22 protein-coding genes are annotated in these 23971 nt (G+C 48.3%); 12 read left to right on the forward strand and 10 right to left on the reverse strand.

Annotated elements, in window-relative coordinates; genetic code table 11:
• The first annotated feature begins 88 nt into the window (after positions 1-88).
• Positions 89-826, forward strand: a complete 738-nt coding sequence (gene trmB / locus DEU30_RS10910; protein ID WP_011235209.1) for a tRNA (guanosine(46)-N7)-methyltransferase TrmB — start codon at positions 89-91, stop codon at positions 824-826.
• On the opposite strand, the gene hemW is transcribed toward trmB, so the two are convergent.
• Together hemW and rdgB are read right to left on the reverse strand one after the other, a co-directional pair.
• A complete protein-coding gene (hemW, locus tag DEU30_RS10915) occupies positions 823-1974 on the reverse strand; it encodes a radical SAM family heme chaperone HemW (RefSeq protein ID WP_011235208.1) in 1152 nt (383 codons plus the stop codon). The two genes, trmB and hemW, sit on opposite strands and share 4 nt — an antisense overlap.
• Positions 1971-2579 carry an RdgB/HAM1 family non-canonical purine NTP pyrophosphatase gene (gene rdgB / locus DEU30_RS10920; RefSeq protein ID WP_011235207.1) on the reverse strand — a complete coding sequence of 203 codons (609 nt, stop codon included), beginning with the start codon at positions 2577-2579 and terminating at the stop codon, positions 1971-1973. Before rdgB ends, hemW begins: the two co-directional genes overlap by 4 nt.
• Before the next feature lie 133 nt (positions 2580-2712).
• Between rdgB and DEU30_RS10925 the strand changes: the two genes are divergently transcribed.
• On the forward strand, positions 2713-4437 hold the full coding sequence (locus DEU30_RS10925; protein WP_011235206.1) for a potassium/proton antiporter: 1725 nt from the start codon (positions 2713-2715) through the stop codon (positions 4435-4437).
• A 2-nt stretch (positions 4438-4439) separates the two neighbouring features.
• On the opposite strand, the gene DEU30_RS10930 is transcribed toward DEU30_RS10925, so the two are convergent.
• From DEU30_RS10930 to DEU30_RS10945, 4 genes are read right to left on the reverse strand one after another with little or no spacing between them, the layout of a single operon-like run.
• Positions 4440-4862, reverse strand: a complete 423-nt coding sequence (locus tag DEU30_RS10930; RefSeq protein WP_011235205.1) for a DUF4426 domain-containing protein — start codon at positions 4860-4862, stop codon at positions 4440-4442.
• 22 nt (positions 4863-4884) lie between these two features.
• Entirely contained in the window at positions 4885-5412 is a 528-nt protein-coding gene (locus DEU30_RS10935) for a YggT family protein (protein ID WP_011235204.1), read from the reverse strand.
• A gap of 8 nt (positions 5413-5420) precedes the next feature.
• The gene (gene proC, locus DEU30_RS10940) at positions 5421-6245 is read right to left on the reverse strand and encodes a pyrroline-5-carboxylate reductase (protein WP_011235203.1); all 825 of its coding nucleotides are present in this window, start codon (positions 6243-6245) and stop codon (positions 5421-5423) included.
• Complete coding sequence (locus DEU30_RS10945) at positions 6245-6955, reverse strand: YggS family pyridoxal phosphate-dependent enzyme (RefSeq protein ID WP_114982172.1); 711 nt, start codon at positions 6953-6955, stop codon at positions 6245-6247. The genes proC and DEU30_RS10945 overlap by 1 nt, the downstream gene beginning before the upstream one ends.
• Before the next feature lie 36 nt (positions 6956-6991).
• On the opposite strand from DEU30_RS10945, the gene DEU30_RS10950 reads away from it, so the two are divergent.
• Together DEU30_RS10950 and DEU30_RS10955 are read left to right on the forward strand one after the other, a co-directional pair.
• Positions 6992-8026, forward strand: coding sequence for a type IV pilus twitching motility protein PilT (locus DEU30_RS10950; RefSeq protein ID WP_114982171.1), 1035 nt, complete (start codon positions 6992-6994; stop codon positions 8024-8026).
• Positions 8026-9066, forward strand: a complete 1041-nt coding sequence (locus tag DEU30_RS10955; protein ID WP_114982170.1) for a phosphodiesterase — start codon at positions 8026-8028, stop codon at positions 9064-9066. Before DEU30_RS10950 ends, DEU30_RS10955 begins: the two co-directional genes overlap by 1 nt.
• On the opposite strand, the gene DEU30_RS10960 is transcribed toward DEU30_RS10955, so the two are convergent.
• Positions 9044-10600 (reverse strand): amidase, encoded by a 1557-nt coding sequence (locus tag DEU30_RS10960; protein ID WP_114982169.1) that lies wholly within the window; start codon positions 10598-10600, stop codon positions 9044-9046. The genes DEU30_RS10955 and DEU30_RS10960 overlap by 23 nt on opposite strands.
• Before the next feature lie 126 nt (positions 10601-10726).
• Between DEU30_RS10960 and tsaD the strand changes: the two genes are divergently transcribed.
• Positions 10727-11761 carry a tRNA (adenosine(37)-N6)-threonylcarbamoyltransferase complex transferase subunit TsaD gene (tsaD, locus tag DEU30_RS10965; RefSeq protein ID WP_114982168.1) on the forward strand — a complete coding sequence of 345 codons (1035 nt, stop codon included), beginning with the start codon at positions 10727-10729 and terminating at the stop codon, positions 11759-11761.
• Here the strand turns inward: tsaD and plsY are convergent.
• A complete protein-coding gene (gene plsY, locus DEU30_RS10970; RefSeq protein WP_011235197.1) occupies positions 11745-12335 on the reverse strand; it encodes a glycerol-3-phosphate 1-O-acyltransferase PlsY in 591 nt (196 codons plus the stop codon). The genes tsaD and plsY overlap by 17 nt on opposite strands.
• 97 nt (positions 12336-12432) lie before the next feature.
• On the opposite strand from plsY, the gene folB reads away from it, so the two are divergent.
• The gene (gene folB / locus DEU30_RS10975; protein WP_114982167.1) at positions 12433-12816 is read left to right on the forward strand and encodes a dihydroneopterin aldolase; all 384 of its coding nucleotides are present in this window, start codon (positions 12433-12435) and stop codon (positions 12814-12816) included.
• 11 nt (positions 12817-12827) lie between these two features.
• Positions 12828-13337: a 2-amino-4-hydroxy-6-hydroxymethyldihydropteridine diphosphokinase gene (gene folK / locus DEU30_RS10980; RefSeq protein WP_011235195.1), complete on the forward strand. Its 510-nt coding sequence runs from the start codon at positions 12828-12830 to the stop codon at positions 13335-13337.
• Here the strand turns inward: folK and DEU30_RS10985 are convergent.
• Positions 13334-14446: a CCA-adding enzyme gene (locus tag DEU30_RS10985; protein WP_011235194.1), complete on the reverse strand. Its 1113-nt coding sequence runs from the start codon at positions 14444-14446 to the stop codon at positions 13334-13336. The genes folK and DEU30_RS10985 overlap by 4 nt on opposite strands.
• Before the next feature lie 109 nt (positions 14447-14555).
• On the opposite strand from DEU30_RS10985, the gene DEU30_RS10990 reads away from it, so the two are divergent.
• The 4 genes from DEU30_RS10990 to DEU30_RS11005 all read left to right on the forward strand — a co-directional run bounded on the left by DEU30_RS10990 (position 14556) and on the right by DEU30_RS11005 (position 19017).
• On the forward strand, positions 14556-15974 hold the full coding sequence (locus tag DEU30_RS10990) for an AAA family ATPase (RefSeq protein ID WP_114982166.1): 1419 nt from the start codon (positions 14556-14558) through the stop codon (positions 15972-15974).
• Between the two features lie 12 nt (positions 15975-15986).
• Entirely contained in the window at positions 15987-16697 is a 711-nt protein-coding gene (locus tag DEU30_RS10995; protein ID WP_011235192.1) for a general secretion pathway protein GspB, read from the forward strand.
• Positions 16698-16805: 108 nt separating this feature from the next.
• The gene (locus DEU30_RS11000; protein WP_011235191.1) at positions 16806-18590 is read left to right on the forward strand and encodes an acyl-CoA dehydrogenase C-terminal domain-containing protein; all 1785 of its coding nucleotides are present in this window, start codon (positions 16806-16808) and stop codon (positions 18588-18590) included.
• Positions 18580-19017, forward strand: a complete 438-nt coding sequence (locus DEU30_RS11005; protein ID WP_114982165.1) for a hypothetical protein — start codon at positions 18580-18582, stop codon at positions 19015-19017. Before DEU30_RS11000 ends, DEU30_RS11005 begins: the two co-directional genes overlap by 11 nt.
• A gap of 60 nt (positions 19018-19077) precedes the next feature.
• Here DEU30_RS11005 and putA read toward each other — a convergent pair whose 3' ends face one another.
• Positions 19078-22245: a bifunctional proline dehydrogenase/L-glutamate gamma-semialdehyde dehydrogenase PutA gene (gene putA / locus DEU30_RS11010; RefSeq protein ID WP_011235189.1), complete on the reverse strand. Its 3168-nt coding sequence runs from the start codon at positions 22243-22245 to the stop codon at positions 19078-19080.
• 225 nt (positions 22246-22470) lie between these two features.
• On the opposite strand from putA, the gene DEU30_RS11015 reads away from it, so the two are divergent.
• Positions 22471-23970, forward strand: a complete 1500-nt coding sequence (locus DEU30_RS11015; RefSeq protein WP_114982164.1) for a CYTH and CHAD domain-containing protein — start codon at positions 22471-22473, stop codon at positions 23968-23970.
• Position 23971: the final 1 nt, after the last annotated feature.

Consider the following 23971-nt stretch of genomic DNA (forward strand, 5'->3'; position numbering starts at 1 on the left):
ATAGCGATAATAGCTCTACTCTAAACAGGCCTGATTTTTCAGGCCTGTTTTTTTGGTATTCGCTAAGTCATTAATTTTCAGGAAAGTCATGAGCCATTTTAAAAGTGCCGAAGAAGCCGCCGCTGCAGGCAAATACGTGAGAACAGTGCGCAGCTTTGTGAAAAGAGAAGGAAGGCTGACCAAAGGCCAGGCGGCGGCTATTGAACGTCTATGGCCAACCGTTGGACTAACGCTGGAAAATGGACGACTGGATCTTGCTATGGTCTTCGGCCGTGAAGCCCCGGTAACGCTGGAAATTGGTTTTGGTATGGGGCATTCACTAGTTGAGATGGCAGCTAATGCTCCCGAACGTGACTTTATTGGTATAGAAGTGCATGAACCCGGTGTAGGTGCTTGCCTTATGGCGGCAGAGGAAGCAGGGGTGGAAAACTTTCGGGTGTTTCATGAAGACGCGGTCGAAGTATTAAAACAATGCATTCCGGATAATAGCCTGAACTGTGTTCAAATTTTCTTTCCCGACCCCTGGCATAAGAAGCGTCACCATAAACGCCGCATTGTGCAGCCTGAGTTTGTGAAATTATTAATTCAGAAAATTGAGACTGGCGGAGTCATTCATCTTGCAACAGACTGGGAAAACTACGCAGAGCATATGCTGGAAGTTCTGAATGACGAACCCCGGTTAACCAATTTGTCGTCTTCAGGTGACTACGTACCACGTCCTGAGAACCGCCCAAAAACCAAGTTTGAACGCCGGGGCGAAGGAAAAGGCCATGGCGTTTGGGATCTTCAGTTTAAAACCAATAAATCTGCCACGCTTCTGGGTTAATCCAGAAGCGTATCCAGAACCGAGTTTAGAAATCTGTGACCGCGTTGAGTTAGTTGCCAGTTAAGCTCGTCTTCCGTTACAAGCTCCAGAGTTTTCGCTTCCGTTAACTGCTTTGAAGCTACCTCTGCAGAAAGAGCTGTGGTTTGTTCAAAGTTACTTTTACTAACCGGCTCCAGTAAGCGGAATTGGTTCATGAAAAACTCAAACAAGCGGTCTTCTACTGCAACTTCTTTTAATTGATAGCGCAGAGGCTTGGTTAAATCTAAATAGCCTTTGGGGTGCTTCACTTTTTCGCAACGCAGAATTTTATTTTGTTGAGGCAGAGTGACTTTGCTGTGGGCTCCGCAACCAATACCTAAATAGTCGCCATATTGCCAGTAGTTACGGTTGTGCCTGCTTTGATGGCCGGGTTTAGCGTAAGCGCTCACTTCGTACTGAGAATAACCCGCAGCCTCCAGAAGTTTATGGCCCTGCTGGTAAATTTCCCACAGTGTATCGTCGTCCGGTAGTTCCGGAGGTTGGCTCGCAAACAGCGTGTTAGGCTCAATAGTCAACTGATACCAGGAGATATGCGGTGGATTCAGGGCAATGATCTGACGTAGGTCGTCTAAAGCCATTTCTACGGTTTGATCCGGTAAGCCGTGCATAAGGTCGAGATTAAAACTGGATAGCGGTAGTTCACTTGCGTGTGCGGCCGCATTTATTGCCTGTTGCGGATTGTGAATACGCCCCAGGCGTTGTAACTGATGCTCCTGTAAGCTCTGGACACCAATAGATAACCGGTTTATGCCTGCGGCAACGAAGGCTGAGAACTTTTCGGTCTCAAAGGTTCCCGGGTTGGCTTCCATAGTCACTTCGCAATCGGGACTTAGTGCGACTATTGAACGAACGCCGTCCATTAACTGCTGTATCGCTTTTGCAGACAAGACACTCGGCGTCCCCCCACCGATAAATATTGACTGAATTTCCCGACCCTGAACCCAGTCAATGTCGGCTCGTAAGTCTTCTAAAAGACGGCCGACGTAGCTTGCTTCAGGTACATCTCCGGTCAGTTTATGTGAGTTAAAATCACAATAAGGGCATTTTTGAATACACCAAGGAATGTGTATATACAGCGATAACGGCGGAAGCGTCAGAGGAGAAGTCATTTAGCCAGCTGCTCCAGCAGTTGCTTCAAAGCTTGTCCGCGGTGGCTGAGTGCTTGTTTTTCTGTTTTGCTTAACTGCGCTGCGGAACAGTTTTTTTCCTTAACCCAGAACACAGGGTCGTAGCCGAAACCTTCTTCTCCAACCGGGTGAGTTAATATGTGTCCGTCCCAGCGGCCCTGACAGATGATTGGTGTCGGATCTTCCGCACTTTGCATATAAACCAGTACGCAATGAAAACTGGCCTGACGCTGGCTTTCTTCAACGCCCTCTAAGGCTTTCAGTAGTTTATTGATATTGTCAGAGTCGGTGGCATTGCCGCCAGCGTAGCGGGCCGAGTAAACGCCCGGAGCGCCATTTAAAGCGGTAACGGCCAGACCTGAATCATCAGCAATAGCAGGTAACCCCGTTTGCTGGCACGCGTGGCGAGCTTTTATAATGGCATTTTCGACAAAAGTGGTGCCGGTTTCATCAGCCTCAGCGAAGTCCCATTCTGACTGCGGGCGAACTAGCCAGTCGGCGGTGGCATGTGTCTGACTTAACATGTGACGCAATTCGGCAACTTTTCCTGCGTTGCCGGTAGCCAGCACTAAGGTGTTTTGTGACATCATAAGCGAACCTGTACCCTAATTATCAAGAGGCACAGGATAAAGGGTTTTAACGTGATTTGAAATCTAACATTAGCCTCCAAGTGAAACCTGCTATGATGAACAAGCAGAGACAAAGATAAGGAGATTCTATTTGGATTCGGCTAACACCTTGATTTTATTGTGTGGCTTGCTGCTGGTTGTCAGCATTTTAGCCGCTGTAGCATCCAACCGGCTGGGTGCACCTGTACTGCTGACCTTTTTGTTAATTGGCATGTTAGCGGGTGAGCAAGGTGTATTAGGTGTCGAATTTAACAATCCGGATATCGCGTTTTTTATTGGCTCTGCAGCTTTGGTTATTATCCTGTTTGATGGTGGGATGCGAACGCACCCTGAGCGTTTTCGGGTAGCCCTCTGGCCCGCTATTAGCCTGGCAACTATAGGTGTTGCGTTAACCTGTACTCTGGTGGCTTCCGCTGCGGTATATTGGTTTGGTTTACCCTGGCCTGCGGCTTTACTAATGGGAGCTATACTCAGTTCAACAGATGCCGCCGCGGTGTTTGGTATCTTTCAGTCCCGCGGGTTGCAGATTAAAGAGCGGGTCGCATCAACCCTTGAAATAGAGTCGGGCAGTAACGACCCCATGGCCGTTATTCTGACTTTAACCATGACTGGCGCCGTAGCCAGCGGCAGCTTCCCTGACTGGTACTGGGTAGGTCTTGATGTCATCTGGCAGCTAATTGGCGGCCTGACCATAGGTTGGCTAGGTGGTCGGTTATTCATTATTGCGGCGCGTAAGTTGCCTCTTAGTTTCAGCTTTTTTCCATTGCTAGCAGTAGCCTGCGCTATTTCCATTTATGCGCTAACAGCAAAACTTCATGCCAGTGGGTTTCTGGCGGTCTATTTAATGGGCTTTGTTATTGGCAATGCGCGGCTACCCCAACTCGTGCATATACTGCAAGTGCAGGATGGGCTGGCCTGGCTTAGTCAGATAGCTATGTTCCTTATTCTGGGGTTATTGGTTGTTCCTTCTCATTTAATGGCTAATGCGCCGGTAGCCATTGGTATTGCCTTTACTTTAATTTTTATTGCACGCCCATTAGCTGTCGTTGTTAGCTTACTGCCGTTCAGTTTTCCCTGGCGTGAACAGGTGTTTATCAGCTGGGTGGGTTTAAGAGGTGCTGTTCCTATTATACTGGCGCTATTCCCCTGGCTAAGTGGCGTACCTGATCAAGAACTGTATTTTGATATTGCTTTTGTGGTGGTCATGATCTCACTCATTATCCAGGGGTGGAGTATTGCACCGGTAGCGCGTTGGTTAGGGCTTGAGGTGCCGTTAAAAGCTAAACCTCAGCAGCGTATGCCGCTGTCCTCAGTGCCCAGTAAGGAAGCGTTAGAAGTCTGGCTTTATCAAATCGACAAAAACTCGCCAGCTTGTGACCATACCTGGAAGGAGCTAAAACTAACGGCTCCGGCTACCTTCGTTGGGTTAATTCGCGATGGTGAATGGTTACAGCCAGAAACTCAGCCTATGGTGGAAGAGGGTGATGGCCTGCTGGTCGCCGCGACGGTAAACGATATTGATGAAGTGAGCAGAATTCTCGCATCAGGTGGTAAGGGCTTAAAAGTATCCGAGAAAGACTTCTTTGGCGACTTTACTTTACGTGGCGACCTGACGCTGGCTGATGTCGGGAGCTTTTATCCTCTGGGTAATCTGGACGATGCTCTACTGAGTACGACAATCGCTGATTACTTCTCTCAGAAATTCCATCGCCGCGTTGTTATTGGTGACAATATACGTTTGGGCGATGTCATTCTGACGGTAAGGAAAATTAGTGATAAAGGTGATATTCAGTCAATAGGCGTTAAGCCGGTTTAAAGCTAATCATTTAACCAGAACTCCTGGTTAAATTTAAACTGTTGTTCTCCAACCTGAATGGTAAAACGCAGGGTTTCGGCGTTAGAGTGCTCAAACTGAGCCAGGTAATAACTGGCATCACCTTCAGTTACCTGTTGAAAGTCGAGCTCCTGTATTTGTCCCAGCGGATTAACCACTTGCCCGGTTACCCCGGGTGTTTGCGCTTTTTGAGTCTTTTTATCCAATACCGCAATATTGAGCACGCCTTTCGATGCGCTGCGGGTTAAGTTGTATTGCGTCGCAATAGCGGGAGATAAAGAGGTGGAGTTAAAAGCGCTGTAGTGAACATCCCAGTCGCCTAGTGTCTCTTTCTGTTCAGCCATAACAAAGCCTGAAAATATTAAAGAAACGACCATTACTGTTTTAACAAAGAATGTTTTACTCATCACTTTTCCTCCACCAGTAGCATTAAACACCAATTAATATGCGTAAAAACTGTAGTCCAATAATGACAACCAGTACCGATAAATCTAAGCCTCCAATTGGAGGAAGAATTTTACGTACAGGCGCTAATAACGGCTCTGTAATTTGGTGCAACATGGCTTCTACCGGGTTGTACCCCTGTGAGAACCAGCTGAGTATTGCCCGAATAACCAGTACCCAGAACAACATTGACAGCAAACTGCTTACAGCCGTTAATATTCCCTGAATAACAATCACCAGCGGGTCAACAACTAAGTTGTTAAGCCAGACCAGCGCCGCTACTTTTAGCATGCCTAATGCTAACGCAAAAATTAAGCTGGCTGTGTCCAGCTTGCCCAGCATTGGCATAAAGCTGCGCAGCGGGCCCACGACAGGCTGGGTTGCCTTATAAACAAACTGGCTGACCGGGTTATAAAAATCAGCTTGAGTTAACTGCATCCAGAGTCGCAAAAGTACTATGACCAAATACAGGTCAATTATGGTTGCGACTAAAAATGTAAGGGCGTTATTCATAGTGACTCCTAAAAGAGTTTCGCCATTTCCTGATTACGGTTAACCGCGGCTTTTACCGCTTTTTCCGAAATGCCGTGTAAGTCAGAGTCTTGGTAGGCTTCAACACCTTTTGCTGTTGAGCCGCCTTTACTGGTGACTTGTTTGCGCAAGTCTTCCAATGATAACTCACTTTCTTTGGCCATTTGAGCTGCACCTAAGCAGGTTTGCTGAACCATAGCGCGCGCTTTCTCGGCATCAAAACCAAGCTCGGTTGCAGCTTTTGCCAGGCTGTCCATAAACTCGAAAAAGTAAGCTGGCCCACTGCCTGCTACGGCGCCAAGAATATCGAGCTGATCTTCGTCACTAACCCAGAGTGTTTCACCTACGCCATTAAAGGCTTCGGTTACAAAGTTTTTATCGGCTTCGTCAACGGAATCGTCAGTAACTAAACCTGACATGCCCTGACCTACCAGTGACGGCGTATTTGGCATAACCCGGATAATACGGATGTTTTCGCCTAAATACTCGCGATATTTAGGAATACGAATACCGGCGGCAATGGTAATTATTAATTTGTCTGTCAGATTGTGAACGTTTTCACGTAAGTGAGCGCAAACTTCCGCCATTAACTGAGGCTTAACCGACAGTACAATAGCGTCAGCGTTATTCACCACTTCCAGATTATCGTTACTGGTATTGACGCCCAGCTCCGATTTCATTTTTTCTAATTTGGCATCGCTGGGGTTACTGACCCAGACTTTGTCAGCAGGGTAACCGCTTTTGCACATACCGCCGACAATGCTTTGTGTCATATTTCCTGCGCCAATGAAGGCAATATTCCGAATGTCGTTCATTAGGACTCCCGTTCTCCAAAAATTGCTGTTCCAATACGTACCATGTTAGCACCCTCAAGCACTGCTTGTCGCATATCACCCGACATCCCCATGGATAAGGTATCAATTTGCTCGCCGTAAGTTTGTTGCAACTGTTGGTAGAGCTTATACATCTGCTGAAAGCTTTTTTCGCGTTCGTCTTCTGTTGTCCCAGCTTTAAGAATAGTCATTAAACCGCGTAATTTTAGTTTAGAGCAATTCGTAACGTATTCCGCTAAAGCTTCAACCTGCTCGGGGGCTAAACCCGATTTGTTGTCGTCATCATCAATATTAACCTGCAATAATAGGTTGAGCTGCTGGGAATCGTCGGGGCGCTGCTCATTGAGACGACGGGCTATTTTCTCCCGCTCCACGCTCTGTACCCAGTCAAAGTGCTGAGCTATATCTTTGGTTTTGTTCGACTGAACCGGGCCGATAAAATGCCACTGTACCGGATCAGTAGTTTGTTCTTTTAGCTGAGTTATTTTAGCGACGGCTTCCTGAACATAGTTTTCGCCGAAGTGCATTTGCCCGGCGGCTATAGCGGCTTTTATCGCTTCTAAAGAATGTTTTTTACTCACCGCCAGCAATTTGACCGACTGCTGGTGTGGCGATTCTTCAGATAAAATCTGCAATTGCTGACGTATTTCCGCGAGATTATTTGTTATCTTTTCTGCTATCTTAGTTGTCATTGCCACCGTCATCTCACTTATTCAGGGATAAGATATATGAATGTTAACGAATTACTGGCCTTCAGTGTGAAACAAAATGCCTCGGACTTACATTTGTCCTCCGGCAGTGTCCCTATGATTAGAGTGGATGGGGACATTCGTCCGCTAAATCAACCCGAGCATCAGCCGGATGAGCTGAAAGACATGTTGTTTGAGGTGATGACCAAAGGCCAGTGGCAGGAGTTCGAGGAAAAATTTGAGTGTGATTTTTCCTTTGAAATAGAAGGCGTTGCGCGTTTCCGTGCCAACGTGTTTACCCAGCGTAAAGGCATTGCAGCGGCTTTTCGTATGATACCTGCCGAAGTCACCACTTTAGAGCAGCTGGATGCTCCGGAGATATTTAAGGACATTGTCAGTGCCAACCGGGGTTTAGTGTTAGTAACCGGACCGACAGGCTCGGGTAAATCAACCACACTGGCGGCCATGGTTAATTATTTGAATCAAAACCGCTCGTTGCATATTTTAACCATTGAAGACCCCATAGAATTCGTTCACGACAACCAAAAAAGCCTGGTCAGCCAGCGTGAAGTTCATAGGGATACTCGCAGTTTCAGTGCGGCCCTGCGCTCAGCACTGCGTGAAGATCCTGATGTGATTCTGGTGGGTGAAATGCGCGATTTAGAAACCATCCGTTTAGCTATGACGGCAGCCGAAACCGGGCATTTAGTTTTAGGTACCTTGCATACAACCTCTGCACCTAAAACTATCGACCGCATTATTGACGTATTTCCGGGCGATGATAAACCGATGATCCGCTCCATGCTGTCAGAATCTTTACGTGCGGTTATCTCGCAGAGCTTGCTAAAACGAGTTGGCGGTGGTCGTGTTGCCGCACATGAAATTATGCTGTCATCGCCAGCTATTAAAAACTTGATTCGAGAAGACAAAGTGGCGCAAATGTACTCCTCTATTCAAACTGGAGCAGAGCGGGGCATGCAAACATTAGATCAGGCACTCAAGAAATTACTGGCTCGTGGCGATATAGAGGCAGAAGAGGCACGCCGCTGCGCGGTGACTAAAGAGGATTTCTAATGCTAATACGGAGCGTTTGGCTGCTTCTGCTGTTGGCTGTGGCGTTTAGTGCGCCCGCACAGCAGACAACACGAGTGGCTTTTGGCTGTTGCATTGACCATACCAAGCGACAGGAAGTCTGGGATGCGATTAATCATGCGCAGCCTGAAGTCTTTGTGTTCCTGGGTGATACTATCGATGAGAACGCCGGCGACATGGACGACTTACTGGATGCCTATGAGGTATTTAACCGTTACCGCGGGCCACGGGTTCTGCGACGCAACTCTGCGGTTATGTCGGTCTGGAACCGCAACGATTACAGTCTGGATGGCAAGAGCGGAAAAAATAACCCGAATCGCTATGCCGTTCGCAACCACTTTCTTACCTTCTGGCGTGAGCCGGCAACCTCGGAACGGCTGTTTCAAAGTCATGGTATTGCAAAGAGCGTAATTTTTGGGAATGAACCGCAACGTGTGCAGGTTATTGTTCTGGACGGTCGCTGGAACCGTGACCCACTGAGTCAGGTGGGCTGGGTAGAGCGTCAGACTCGCCGCTTTAATGCTGATTTAGGTCCTTATGAGTCGAATAATACGGGCGATTTGCTGGGTGATGAGCAATGGCAGTGGCTTGCGGAGCAGTTACAACAGCCTGCCGAAGTCCGCATTATTATGAGCGCGACACCGGTAATAGCTCCTGCCAATGGCTATGATAGCTGGGCACTTTACTTGCGCGAACAAAACCGTTTAAAAGAGTTGTTAACGGAACTGAAACCTTCAGGTTTATTGCTGGCGAGCGGTGACCGCTTGTTCGGTGAGTTCGCTAAGTCAGATGAATTCCTGCCTTATCCACTCTGGCAGGTGACGCCTGGGTCCATTAACTTTGATGGTGAAACGCCTTACTCATCTAGTTATCGCGACGGTGAGGCTTATGCTGAAAGTCGTTACGGTCAAATTGAAGTTATTTGGAAAGAGCAGCCGGAACTGGAACTAACACTCCGGGATGTTGACGGCCGGCCGCTCGATACTCGTAAACTCAACCTTAGTCAGTTACAACCAGATTAGGCGGTTTACGGTGCTTTGTTGCCTGTTCGTAGGCGAAAGCCGCTTCTATGAGCGTGGCCTCAGAGCGTGCAGCGCCGAAGAAACTGATACCGACCGGCAGGGCGGGTTCGTCTCCAATTTGGATATAACCCATAGGCACTGATATGTGCGGGTATCCGGCAACGGCCGCCGGTGAACTGGCTGAGCCTGAATAGTTGTCGCCAAGTACGTGATCGATTTTCCAGGCAGGGCTTGTTGTCGGAGCTATTAGTAAGTCGATATTGTTCTGCTCAAGCATGGCATCGATGCCTTCTTTACCTGCCAGCTTTTTGCTTTTGGCCAACGCTTTCTGATAAGCGGCTTCGTCATCCTGAGCCTCTGCCATTTCAAAGAGCTCCTGACCAAATAGTGACAACTCCTGCTCAGGCAATTCATTATTTGCCGCTATCATATCGCTTAAATTGTTATAGGGCAGATTCGTGCTGCTCAGGTAAGCCGCCATATCCTGTTTAAACTCATACAGCAGCACGGTAAATTCATCGCCTCCGTATTCTCCGTAGGTTGTCATCTCAACGTCAATAATTTCAGCTCCCTGAGCTTCCATAATCAAGAGCTGTTGCTCGAACTGTTCGTCAAGCAAGTTGTTGTAACCCATTAAGTTACGAACCACACCAATACGCTTGTCTTTGAGTCCGTCTGCTTTTAAATGCGAGGCAAAATTCGTTTCAGTACGATAGCCCGCGGGGTCATTCGGATCGTACGCTTGCATCGCATCCAGCATTAAGGTGGCTCCGGCTACGCTACGAGCCATTGGGCCTGCAGTATCCTGACTATGCGCAATAGGGATAATGCCGTCGCGACTGATAAGGCCCAGCGTTGGCTTGATGGTAACAATGCCATTAACAGCGGCCGGACAGGTTAACGAGCCGTCGGTTTCGGTACCTACCGCAAGTGCGACTAAATCGGCGGCAACAGCGGTAGCGGAACCTGCACTGGAGCCACAAGTAGAGCGAGTCGTGTCATACGGATTCACGGCCTGACCTCCAATAGCACTCCAGCCCGAACTGGAGCGGGTAGAGCGAAAATTCGCCCACTCACTTAAGTTGGCTTTGCCTAAAATAATAGCTCCGGCATCACGCAATTGTTCTACAAGAAAAGCATCATCTTCCGGGTAGTTTTCTGCGAACAATAATGAACCCCCGGTATTTGCCATACCGTCGGCGGTATCGATGTTGTCTTTTAACAGAACAGGAATGCCGTGCAATGGACCGCGAACCTTGCCTTGTTCGCGCTCGGCATCAAGCCGTCTGGCATCTTTCAGAGCATTCTCATTTACGCTGTTTACCGCTCGTAAATTCGCACCCTGACGGTTATGAGTATTGATGCGCTGCAAATAATACTGTGTGAGTTGTTCGGCATTTAAATCACCATTGGTCATGGTGTTTTGCAATTCGATAACAGAGGCGTCCTGCCAGGAAAACTTACCCTGCTCCGTCGGTGATGTCTGACAAGCCGATAAGGTCAGAATAAATAGAAATGCAACGAGTTGTCTCATGCTAAAGCCTTTGTTGTTTTTATGTTTTCATAAAGTGGCATAACTTTTCCTGTAAGGCGAGTCATGCGAATAAAAATCAGGTAAAATAGCGTCAATTGTCGGTAAATAGCAGAATTGGTTAGTATTATGCGGGTATTGGGTATTGAAACGTCTTGTGATGAAACGGGTGTTGCGGTGTACGACACCGAAAAAGGCTTATTAGCCCACCAGTTGTACTCGCAGGTGAAACTGCATGCCGACTACGGCGGCGTAGTGCCCGAGCTGGCATCTCGTGACCACGTACGTAAAACCCTACCGCTGATTAAAGCCGCGCTCAAAGAGGCCGGGATTTCGCATCAGCAACTGGATGGTATTGCTTATACAATGGGGCCTGGGCTGGTTGGTGCTCTGTTAGTTGGTGCTTGTATTGGTCGTAGTCTGGCTTTTGGATGGAATTTACCCGCGGTTGGAGTTCATCATATGGAAGGCCATTTGCTGGCGCCTATGCTGGAAGAGAACCAGCCCGAATTTCCTTTTGTCGCCTTGTTGGTTTCCGGCGGGCATACTCAACTGGTTCAAGTAAAAGGTATAGGTGATTATCATTTGCTGGGCGAATCAGTAGACGACGCCGCAGGCGAGGCTTTTGATAAAACAGCTAAGCTAATGGGGCTTGATTATCCCGGGGGGCCGCGATTGGCTGCTTTGGCTGAACAGGGCAACAGCGATCGTTTTACCTTTCCCAGACCAATGACAGACAGACCAGGCCTTAATTTTTCTTTCAGTGGTTTGAAAACTTCTGCGGCTAATACTCTGGCCGCTAATGACAATGATGAGCAGACCCTGGCGGATATTGCCCGGGCATTTGAAGATGCGGTGGTTGATACCTTAGTTATTAAATGTCGTCGTGCGCTAAAAGAAACCGGCTACAAGCGTCTGGTCGTTGCCGGTGGGGTCAGTGCCAATAAGCATTTACGCGCAAAACTTGAAGCTTTATTAGAAAAACAAAAGGGCCAGATATTTTACCCGCGTACGGAATTTTGTACTGATAACGGTGCGATGATCGCCTTAGCGGGCGCTCTGCGTTTAGAAGCGGGAGAACGTGAGCCATTGGCAGTGAAAACACACCCAAGATGGCCGATGACAGATTTGAAACCCATGGTGAATATTAGCGACGCCGTTTAAAGGCTTTTTCTTCGCCGGAGGACAAGCGCAGAATATTGGCCTGGTGACGCCAGAGTATTAATAGCGAAATCATAATAACCGGCACTGTGTATTGGGGTTTTATCCAATAGGCATAAAAGGGTGCCAGACAGACGGTTACTAAAGCCGCTAAAGAGGATACCCGGCTGACACGGAAAACCAGTAACCAGGTGGCAATGAGCAACAACGCCATTTCCCAGGCAACCGGAAACATAGCACCTAAGGCGGTAGCAACAGCTTTGCCGCCACGAAAATGAAAGTAAAGCGGAAAAATATGGCCAAGGCAGGCTGCAACCGCAATTAGCCCAAGGAAAAAGGGCTCAATGCCGAGAAAGTAAGAGCCCCACACCGGAACCATACCTTTTAAAACATCAAACCAAAGAGTTAATAACGCAGGGATTTTTCCGCCAACCCGGTAAACATTCGTGGCTCCGGGGTTGCCGGAACCTTCTTTGCGCGGGTCAGGTAAGCCCCAAAGCCGGCAGATAACCACAGCGCTACTGATAGAGCCCAGAAGGTAGGCTGAAAGTATCATCAGTAAAGTAAGCGCTGTCATGGGGTACGAATCCCTCGTTGGTTAAGGTAGACTGCGATTAAAACTCAATGTCCCTAGAATAAGCGGTTTTTTGGGCAATTACCACGGGTTAACACAAATGGAACAAGCAGATATTGATGTCGTTAGCATTGAAGGCTTAACCGTAGAAACCATCATTGGTGTCTATGACTGGGAAAAAGAAAAAAAACAGCAGTTGGTGCTGGATATTCAGATGAGCTGGGACAACCAGCGCGCGGCAGTTACTGACAATATTGACGACGCTTTAGATTATGCAATGGTGAGCGAGCGAGTGTCGGCCTGGGTAGCAGAGAAGCCGCGTCAGCTCATAGAAACGGTTGCTGAAGGCGTTGCCAGCCTCATTTTGAATGAATTCGGTGTGCAGAACGTTGAAGTGCGGGTGGCTAAACCCGGAGCTGTGCCTAATGCTAAAACGGTGGCTGTAAGCGTTCGCCGAAGTGTTTTCGACAGCCCATTTGGGTAAGAGGATAAGTTGTGGCGCAAGTTTTTCTCGGAATAGGTTCTAATACGGATCGTGAAAAACATATTCGGGCAGGGTTGAAAGCCATTGCAAAGAGCTTTACCTGGCAACAACGCTCAAGAATTTTTCGCAGTGCCTCGGTAGGGTTTTCCGGAAGTGATTTTTACAATCTGGTGGTGGAGGTAATAACCAACCTTTCTGTTACCGAAGTTCTGGCTGAATGCAAGCGCATTGAGCAGGAAAACGGACGGATTCCGGGCAGTGCTAAGTTCAGCCCGCGAACATTAGACATTGATGTCTTATTGTATGATGACGTTATTCGGGAGCAACAACCGCAGTTGCCCCGTGGCGAAATTCTTGAAAATGCCTTTGTGCTCTGGCCACTGGCTGAAATAGCCGGGCACCACCTGCATCCGCTTTTAAATGTGAGTTACGAGCAGTTGTGGGAGCAATACCAGCAGACTCATAAAGACTCACCGCAACAATTAGAGCCTATTAGCGACACTTCTTGGCTGGAAGGTTAATTCAATGCCTCAGCCAGTATCTGCTCACGCTGTTCGCGTAAAGCATCGCCCAGGGCTTTACCGGTAAAGCCCTGCTGCTGCAAAGTCCCAGCATTAAGCGCTGCGGCTTTTTCTGCCCCCGAACGTAACTTTTTATGCTGAGCAGCAATACTTTTCTGCTGCTTAGATTCACTATATTCAGCTTGCCGTAACTGTAGCAACTGCTCCAGCTTCTCCGGTCGGCGCCAGTAGTCAATTTGTTTCAGTAGTGCAGCCAATTGAGCTTTTTCTGGGAGCTCCGGTGTGGTAATGAAATCTTCATGATTTCTTGCCAGCAAAGCGCTGTCACGATAATGATTCGGTATGGCCAGTTGCCTGCAGAACTGCTTCAGGCTCTCAGGGGTTTCTTGCTCTATAAATAAGCTGGCAAATCTTAGCGTCACTGAATCGGAATAAGCCGATGTTCTTTGCAATCGTTGCAGTTGTGAATCATCGGCGGTTATTCCGGGTAACACCTGAGAAAGCGCCTGTATGTCTCTAAGCAGAGTTAAAAAGACAGTTGGCGTTTGGGTTAACAGTGACTTCTCCCATTCCCGCCAGACCCGTTCAGGGACTAAGTGACTGAGTTCCTGACTGGCTGACATTTCCTGCAGCATTTGCTGAGTCTCTTCGGCGACGGTAAAATCTAAGTGGGCAAAACGTGCGGCAAAGCGCGCCACTCTTAATACCCTTAGCGGATCCTCAGTAAAAGCCTCAGAAACATGGCGTAACTTGCGCGCTTTAATATCTTGCACGCCATTGTATGGATCGACTATTTCACCGTCCTCACTTTGCGCAATGGCGTTAATGGTTAAATCCCGGCGGGCTAAATCATCTTCCAGAGTCACATCGGGAGAGGCAAAAACGTCAAAGCTGGTGTGGCCTTTGCCGGATTTTCGTTCAGTCCGGGCCAGTGCGTATTCTTCGCGGGTACTGGGGTGCAGGAACACCGGGAAGTCTTTACCAACTTGCAGAAACCCCTGTTTCAGCAAGTCTTCTGCACGGGCACCGACCACTACCCAGTCGCGTTCGTGTACTGGTAATTTCAGAAGTTTATCGCGTACTGCGCCACCAACTAAGTATACGTCCACTGTTCACCTCAACTTTGTTTGGCATGATCATGTCGAATCACTGGTCGATGTGCAAGCAAGTCGTTACACTGTTGAACAAATAATATTATCAGCACAGTAGCGGGCCGATATGTATCAGAACTATTTTGGTCTTCAGGCAGAGCCTTTCTCCATTGCCCCGGACCCAAATTACCTTTACCTGAGTGAACGGCATCAGGAGGCTTTGGCGCATCTTACACAGGGGCTACAAGGCAGCGGTGGTTTTATTCTGTTAACCGGGGAAGTGGGCACAGGTAAAACCACGGTATCCAGAGCGTTACTGGAGCAGTTGCCCGAGTCAACGGAAACGGCGTTCATCCTCAACCCTATGTTGAATGAAGATGAACTGCTTGCCAGCCTGTGCGATGAGTTTGGTATTCGTTATCAAAAGCGCTCTGCGACCCGTAAAACACTGACCGATAAGCTCAGCCAGTTTTTTCTGAAAGCTAATGATGATGGCCGCCAATGTGTGGTGCTCATTGATGAAGCTCAGCATTTGCGACCACAGGTTCTGGAACAGCTGAGGTTACTGACCAACTTAGAAACTCATGATCGTAAATTGCTTCGGGTCATTTTAATTGGTCAGCCGGAATTACAGGACTTACTGCGCCGACAGGAGCTTCGTCAACTGGCACAGCGTATTACCGCCCGCTATCATATTTTGCCGCTGACAGAGCAGGACACGCAACGCTACATTGCTTACCGCCTGCAGGTGGCTGGCGCAAACCGGCCTTTGTTTACTGCTGCTGCAGGAAGGAAGGCACACCAATTAACCCAGGGTATTCCCCGCTTATTAAATCTTTATTGTGACCGGGCATTGTTGGCAGCTTATACGGAATCCAGTAGCGAAGTGTTGCCAAGGCATATAAAGCAAGCGCATATTGAGCTGAATGGCACTACCGGTAGTCGGAATAGACAGCCGCACTCAGCTTTATGGCGTTGGGCGGGGGCTTTTTTGCTTCTTGTCGCCAGCGCGGTTGGCAGTTACACCCTGATTAACGATACGGAAAAACCGTTGGACGCAACGTCCAGCAGTCAGTATCAGGCGGCAAAAGAGTTGGCGAGTGTCTGGGGCTTGCCCGAACCGCCGGTAGATGCTGTTTTTTGTCAGTGGATAGAACAATATGATCTCGTCTGTCTTGAGTTAAACCAGAGCCTGCAGCAACTGCGCAGCATTAATTACCCGGCATTGCTTTATAGGCGAGATAAAAGCGCCGATTTAATAACCGATGGTACGGCGATAGATACTAATGGCTGGAACGGGGCTTTCCTTATTTTGTATCAACAGCCGCTGGCTGAAAGTGACGACGCACACCAACAGTGGGTTCGTGAACAACTGATAAAACACCTGGGTTCTAAATGGCAAAGCAAGTCATCGGACGAGCAATTTAAAGAGCTGCAAAAAAGCCAGGGGCTAAGGGTAACCGGGAAACTAGATGAAGCGACAATGGCATGGCTGGCATCACGCGCGTCTGACTTTGGGCCCCGATTGAATGAAAAAAGCGAGTAAAGAGAGCAAATAATGTCATCCTTATTAAAAGCATTAAAGCAGCAACAGTCGCCATTATTAAAACAAACCTCGGTGCTTGATGCCTCGCTTATGGCTAACGATAAACACAGCCGTAGCTGGAGTTGGTTACTTTGGCCTTTGGTGCTTATTCTCGGCGCAGTGCTGGGCTCTGCCGGAGCTGTTTGGCTTGGTGAAACAAACCAGTCTGAACGTCCTGAAGCGGAAGGCTTCCGGTGGGGAGAAACCGCCAGTATTGAATCGGTTGAATGGGAAGCAGAACCCGAACCCGTTCCGGAAGAAGAACCCGAAGTCACACAAAGCAGTGGTCAACAGCAATCATCAGAACCCGAGCCAAGCGCCCAAGCTGGATCGCAGCGGCAGGCTCTGGATCTTTCTACTGTTTCGCCAGACTTGTTGCAGCGTTTTGAAGCGGCAGTGAACGACACCAGCAATAGCGATGATAATAGAGCCGATACTAGTGTAATCCCTTCATTAAGTGAACTCTCGCGCTCGTTTCAGCGAGAGGTTCCTGCGTTTAGTTACGACAGCCATATGTATCGCTCCAGTGCATCTCAGCGGTGGATTGAGCTGAACGGCCAGCGACTGTACGAGGGCGATGCGTTAAATCAGCTGACAATATTGCGAATAGAACCGCAAAAGGTGGTTTTGGTGAAAGACTCACAGGCATTCTCCCAGCCCGCTTTAGAAGACTGGCAACCATAGAAATTATTGACATCCTGCGAAGGGATTCATACTCTTGTGCGATACAGTTTAAACAAGCGTTTAAATTATTAGTTTGAACGCTTTGTAATTTCTACAAGAGGTAATGATATGGCTGACTACAGAGCTCCCCGCGACGACATGGATTTTGTTTTGCATGATGTATTCCGCGTTGCTGATGACTGGCAGCAGACTCCGGAACTTGCCGACATGATGGACGTTGAAACCGCTGGCGCTATTCTTGATGAAGGTGCAAAAGTTGCGGAAAACTTGGTTGCGCCCATAGCCCGCGAAGCAGACGAAGAAGGTGTTAAGTTTAAAGACGGCGAGGTGACAACACCTAAAGGCTATAAAGAGAACTTTCGCCAGTTGGCTGAAGGTGGCTGGGTTGGTGTAACGGCAAATCCTGATTTTGGCGGCATGGGTTTGCCGAAATCTTTATCTGCTCAGTACGAAGAAATGCTTTGCAGCGCCGACATCGCTTTCTCTCTATATCCGGGCCTAACCTCCGGCGCAATCATGGCAATTAACTCACATGGCAGTGATGAGCTGAAGAACCATTATTTACCGCGTATGGTTTCGGGGGAATGGACAGGTACCATGTGCCTGACTGAACCTCATGCCGGTACGGATTTAGGCATTATTCGCAGTAAGGCTATTCCCGCGCAAGACGGCAGTTTTTCACTTAGCGGCACCAAAATATTTATTACTGGCGGTGAGCATGACTTAACCGACAATATTGTCCACCTGGTGTTGGCTAAATTGCCTGACGCACCGGCGGGTACAAAAGGTATATCGTTGTTTGTGGTGCCTAAGTTTTTATCCGACGAGCAGGGTAACCTGACCGAACGCAACAATGTTAGCTGCGGTTCTATTGAACACAAAATGGGGATTCACGCGTCAGCAACCTGTGTGATGAACTTTGATGGAGCTAAGGCCTGGCTGGTTGGTGAGCCTCATCGAGGTTTACCCGCTATGTTTACCATGATGAACTATGAGCGATTAGGCGTTGGTATTCAGGGGCTGGGCGCAGCAGAACGTTCGTATCAAAATGCTCTGGAATACGCTAAAGATCGTATTCAGGGACGCGGCGCAAAAGCAACTCGTAACGACCAGGCCGAAGCCGACTCAATTTTAGTGCATGGTGACGTGCGCCGTATGTTGCTGACCATGAAGTCTCTGACCGAAGGTGGTCGCGCGTTTTCTACCTGGGTGGGGCAGCAGCTCGATCGTTCAAAATACGCCGGGGATGATCAGGTTAGACAAAAAGCCGATGCCATGGTGGCGTTATTGACGCCTGTTGCGAAAGCGTTTTTAACCGACACAGGACTGGAGTCGACCATTCATGGCCAACAGGTTTTTGGCGGGCACGGTTATGTCAGAGAATGGGGCCAGGAACAATTGGTTCGCGATACCCGTATAGCTCAAATATACGAAGGCACTAATGGTATTCAGGCGCTGGACTTGCTGGGTCGTAAAGTTTTTGGTTCACAAGGTCAGCTACTGCAGCCATTTAATGAAGAAATTCAGAGCTTTCTGGATGAAACGGTTACTGGCAGCGAATGGATAAAGCAGCGAGAGCAATTGCAGCAGGCGCTAAATATCCTCAATGGTGTCAGTGAGGAAGTACTGCAAAAAGCAGCTGGTGATGAGAACTTAGTGAACAGTGTGGCGGTTGAGTATCTGCATCTGGTAGGCTATGTTTCTTACGCTTACCTGTGGTTGAAAATGGCAATAGCCGCCGAGCCACTATTAAGCGACAAGCCATACCTTGCAACTAAAGCAAAAACGGCACGTTTCTATTTTGCCCGCATTTTGCCTCGCATTCATAGCCTGGCAGCTGCGATAAAAGATGGTAGTGAAAGCCTTTACTTACATAGTGACGATGAATTCTAAAGACGAAAAAAAAGAAAACAATGCACTGACGTTTTATCGTGATAGTCGCCGCCCCCAGGCCTGGGGCGGCTTCTTTTTAGCGATATGGATGGCAATTTATATTGGTGACGCGGTTTCCTTGTGGATTATTGTTACAGGCGCGCTGCTGACCATGGTTATTGTTATGGCAATTGTAGTGAAATTCAGGCCATTGCAACCAGCCGCGTTTTATAATGATCTTGAGTTAACGGAAAAACGCCTCATTTTACCCCCCAGAACTTATCAGTTGGAACACCCGCCGGTACTGCAGCAGTATGAAAAAGATTTAGCCGGTTTGAGTTTTGTGGATGAAAAAGGGCGCAAGCAGGAAATTATTGTCGTTTTAAATGACAGCCTCAAACCGCAACTGGAAAATTACCAGATAGAGCTAAAAGTTACGAAGAAATAAACGAAGAATAAAGTAAAAAGCCAGCGATTTCTCGCTGGCTTTTTTGTCTCTTGCTGGTCTCTAATCGTCCAGAGACAACAAGGTGGCGTTACCACCAACGGCAGTAATATTATCACTACGCGTTTTTTCGGTAATAAAGCGGGTCAAGTAGTGTGGACCACCGGCTTTCGGTCCGGTACCTGACATACCTCGACCACCAAATGGTTGTACGCCAACAATCGCACCTATCTGGTTACGGTTAATGTACACGTTACCTACATCAATGCGGCTTGCCACGTCGTGAGCAAAGGTTTCGTTACGGCTGTGAATACCAAAAGTTAAACCAAAGCCTGTGTTATTAATACTCTCGATAACCTCGTCAATTTCACTTGTTTTAAAGCGAATAACGTGCAGAATTGGCCCGAAGTTTTCTTTCACCAGCTGGCTGATACTGTCGATTTCGATCGCTGTAGGCGCAACAAAGGTACCACCCATAGCGTAATCTGGCAGTGGCGCGCGAGCAATCAGTCGACCGGCCTGCTGGATATCAGATATGTGCTGTTCCAGGTTGGTTTTTGCAATGCCGTCTATAACCGGACCAACGTCGGTTTCATGCAGCAGTGGGTCACCAACTTGCAGCTCTTCCATAGCGCCACGTAGTAAGTCGAGAACACGATCAGCAACATCATCCTGTACGAATAGAACTCGCAGGGCTGAACAACGCTGTCCCGCACTCTGGAAGGCACTGGCAACGATATCGGTGACAACTTGTTCCGGCAGAGCGGTAGAGTCAACCATCATGGCGTTCTGTCCACCGGTTTCAGCAACCAATGGCACAATTGGACCAGTACGTGCCGCTAGTGCCCGGTTAATGGCCTGAGCGGTATAAGTTGAACCGGTAAAGCAAACACCACCAATGTCTTCCTGGCTGGTTAAATAGCTACCGACCTCGGCACCACTGCCAGGCATAAAGTGCAATACGTTACCCGGAATGCCTGCTTCCAAAGCCAGCTGCACTGCGCGGTATGCGATAAGCCCAGTTTGCTCTGCCGGTTTAGCAATAACTGAGTTACCGGTAACCAAAGCGGCTGCAACCTGGCCGACGAAAATGGCAAGAGGGAAGTTCCATGGGCTAATACAAATGAAAGTTCCACGGCCTTCAACAAATAGCTCATTGTCTTCGCCTGTCGGACCCGGTAACTGAATAGGGCCACCCATGAGTTCACGCGCCTGATTGGCGTAATAGCGACAGAAATCAACGGCCTCGCGAACTTCGTCGATCCCGTCCTGTAAGCCTTTTCCTGCTTCTACAGAACACAGAGCGATAAGCTCGTTGCGGTTAGCTTCCATTAAGTCGGCAAATTTCTCTAAACATTCCGCTCGCTCGTCGGTAGGAACCTTACGCCAGGATTTGTAGGCAGCGTTCGCACTTTTCAGTGCCTGTTCAGAGAGTTTTTTATCACCCCAGTAGATACTACCAACCTGCTTCGAGGTTTCCTGAGGGCTGGTAATACTGACGTGGTGATCGGTTTCTATGGTTTTCCCATCGACGATGGGGCCGCCTTGCCATTGTTTGTCACGGTACTGTTGAACCGCTGCAATAAAATCATCTGCTTGTGAGTGAATATTCATATTCAATCCTAATGAATTTGTGCGATCCCCATACATTTCTGAGGGAAGTGGAATTTTGCTGTTTGCGTACTTCTCGTAGCCGGACGCGGTTTTCATCGGGTGCTCGACTAAGTCATTGACCGGTGTGTCTGCATCTAGCAGTTTGTGGACAAACGACGAGTTAGCACCGTTCTCTAGAAGCCGGCGGACTAAATACGGCAACAAATCTTTGTGAGGGCCTACTGGTGCGTAGATACGTACCACCATACCTGGATTTTGCTCCATTATGGTGTCGTATAAGCTATCACCCATGCCGTGCAAACGCTGATACTCAATTCTACGCTGGTGGGTCTCATTCATTTGTTGAATGGCCATAAAGGTTTGCGCGTTGTGAGTCGCGAATTGCGGATAAATGGCACCGTCAGTGTCGTCACTTAGTAAGTAACGGGCACAGGCCAGGTATGAAATGTCGCTGTGTGACTTACGAGTAAATACCGGATAACCAAGTAAACCGTTTTCCTGAGTCCACTTAATTTCGTTATCCCAATAAGCCCCTTTTACCAAACGAACAGGAATTTCATCGCCACACTCTTTTGCCAGTGCGGTTATCCAGCACAAGGTTGGTAGTGCACGCTTCGAGTAGGCCTGTACAACCAAACCAAAACGTGGCCAGCCTTTACAGACGCCGCTGCGGTAGACTTTCTCAAACAGCTCCATTGAAAGCTCGTGGCGATCGGCTTCTTCGGCATCAATGGTCACACCAACATCGGCTTCTTTGGCCAGCTTGACCAGTTCAGTCAAAGTGGTGGCCAGTTCAGTTAGTACACGTTCGTGATTTGATGCTTCATAACGAGGGTGCAAGGCTGACAATTTAATTGAAATTGTTGGCCGTGGTGCATCCGGGTTATTGAACTCTTCTTTGGTGATCGTCTTGATTGAGTTGACGTACTGCTGCTTGTAGTAATCCGCATCCTTCATAGTTAATGCGGCTTCGCCAAGCATATCGTAAGCGTGAGTGTAACCCTTGTCACGGTTATCACGGCTTTCTTTCAAGGCTTCCTCAATGGTACGTCCCAATACGAACTGCTTACCCATAATTTGCATGGCGGTATAGGTTGCCTTGCGAATAATGGGTTTACCGAGTTTGCGAACAAGACGACGGAAAGCACCACGAGGTGTTTCCATGGCTTTGCCTGTAGGGTTTGTCACACTGTTTGTCAGTGCCAGCCCCCAGGTACCTGAGTTAACTAACCAGGACGCGCTCTGGCCCATATGTTTCTGCCAGTCTCCGCCGGAGAGTTTATCTTGAATTAACGCGTCGGCTGTATAAGCATCAGGAATTCGCAATAGTGCCTCGGCAAGGCACATTAAAATAATACCTTCTTTGGTATCTAGGCTGTACTCTTGCAGAAATGCGTCGACGACGCCGTTATCTGCCTGTTCCCTCACTTGCTCAACTAACTTAGCTGCGCGCTCGGTTACTGCGCTAACCGTATCATCATCGGCAGGAACCAGCGGCAACAGCTCACGCATATATTCGTCTTCATCAACAATATAATTGTCAGTAATTGCCTGCTGTAAGGACTTTAAGTCCTCAGCCTGATGCTGTTTGGATAGCACCTCACTCGCTTTGAACATAGCATCTCCTGTGTAGCCAGGCCGAAGCTCGGCGTGCTTCCCCAAAGTTGGGAATCGGCGCAAGTATAAGCTTATTTTTGCGCGGGTAAAGACCCTTCATGGTCGGATCTCACGTTGCAACTTTTCACCCTTGGTGTCAAGTGAACTAAATGCCCGTGTTTGTTGACCGTTAGCCGCCAAGCCAGTACCTTTAATCTAACTTATTAAACGCATCGGAATCGATTTATGTCACAAGAAGTTGAGCTCAAGTTACTGATTGCTCCAGAACAGCGAGAAAAAGCGCTCGAAGTCTGCCAGTCGTTGGCGGATTCTCATCAGGCAAAACCCCGCAAAGAGCAGTTTGAACTCAAAAATGCTTATTTTGACACGTCCGATTTACGTTTACGTCAGTTCGATATTGGATTACGGATACGTAGCGATAAAGATCATAAAGAGCAGACGGTGAAGTTGGCTGGTCGAGTTATGGGCGGCATGCACCAAAGGCCAGAGTATAATATTGACATTGATAGCGACAAACCCGACTTAACCTTGTTTGATAACGAAATATGGCCGGAGGACTTTCCGGTTTATGATATTCAGCGCGATTTGGACACCTTGTTCGTTACCGATTTCACCCGAACCCGTTGGCGGCTTCCCAGCGGTGAAGGTGTTATCGAAATGGTTCTTGATGAGGGATACATAGAGTCGGGCGAGCAGCGAGAGCCAATAGCGGAGATTGAACTGGAGTTACAGGGAGGTTCTTTGACCGAGGCCTATCGACTGGCACAGGAGTTAGTGAAAAAAGCCGGTGCGCGAGTAGGCTCGTTGAGTAAAGCGGCAAGAGGCTATCTGCTGGCCGGAAAAAGCTTGCTGGAGCCTTTTACACAAATGCACTACGTACCAATCCACTCTGAGCAAAATGTGGGCCAGGCGCTTTACCGGTCGCTGGAATCGGGCTTGCGCCATTGGCAGCACAATGAAGCCTGCCTGGACTTCCAACCCAGTGTCCGGGCGGTACAGGGAATGGCGGACGGTATGCAAATGGTGCGGGTTGTGTTGGAACAACTTATTGAGAACGGGGTTGGTGAACGACGGTTGCTGACCGGCATCTCGCAAATAACCGCAAAACTGCAATGGTTGAAGCGATTTGAAGGGCTGGATGAGTTAACCGCTGAAGATGGTGCTTATCATCGCGCGCTTAAGCGTTACAGCAAATTGTATGAATCTTTAGTCAACAGTCAGGAGGATGTTATTCGCCTGAATGAAGTTGCTGAACTGGTGCATTCTGCGGCATACCAAAAAACCGTACTGGGATTGTCAGAGTTTCTCTTGAAAGAAGAAATGACAGAGGAGCTGGAGCAGCCGGTTTTACCCTGGAGTAGTCAACTTTTGAAAAGCGACTGGCAACTAGTGCAAACGGCATTTTCTGAGCATGAAAAGCTCAGTGAAGAAGGGTATCTTAAGTTGCTTACACCCTTGCAAAACAGCCTTTTGATGGGAACTTGCTTCGGACATTTGTTTGATGCTGACTTGAGAGAAAGCTTCCGGCTGCCGTGGCAGGATTTAGCCCGGGGTATTCGTGAAATTACCGCATTGCATATTTTACATGAGCGTATTCGGGACCGCGACGACGAAGTGGATGAAAAACTAATGGACTGGCAAAAAGTCCAGCGAGAGTCCCTGCTAAAAGCTCTTGAATATTCGCGTAAAGCTGCGCTGAAACGTGAACCATACTGGTTAAATTAAG

Origin of the sequence: Idiomarina sp. 017G, assembly GCF_004362265.1 — a bacterium.
GTDB lineage: Bacteria > Pseudomonadota > Gammaproteobacteria > Enterobacterales > Alteromonadaceae > Idiomarina > Idiomarina loihiensis.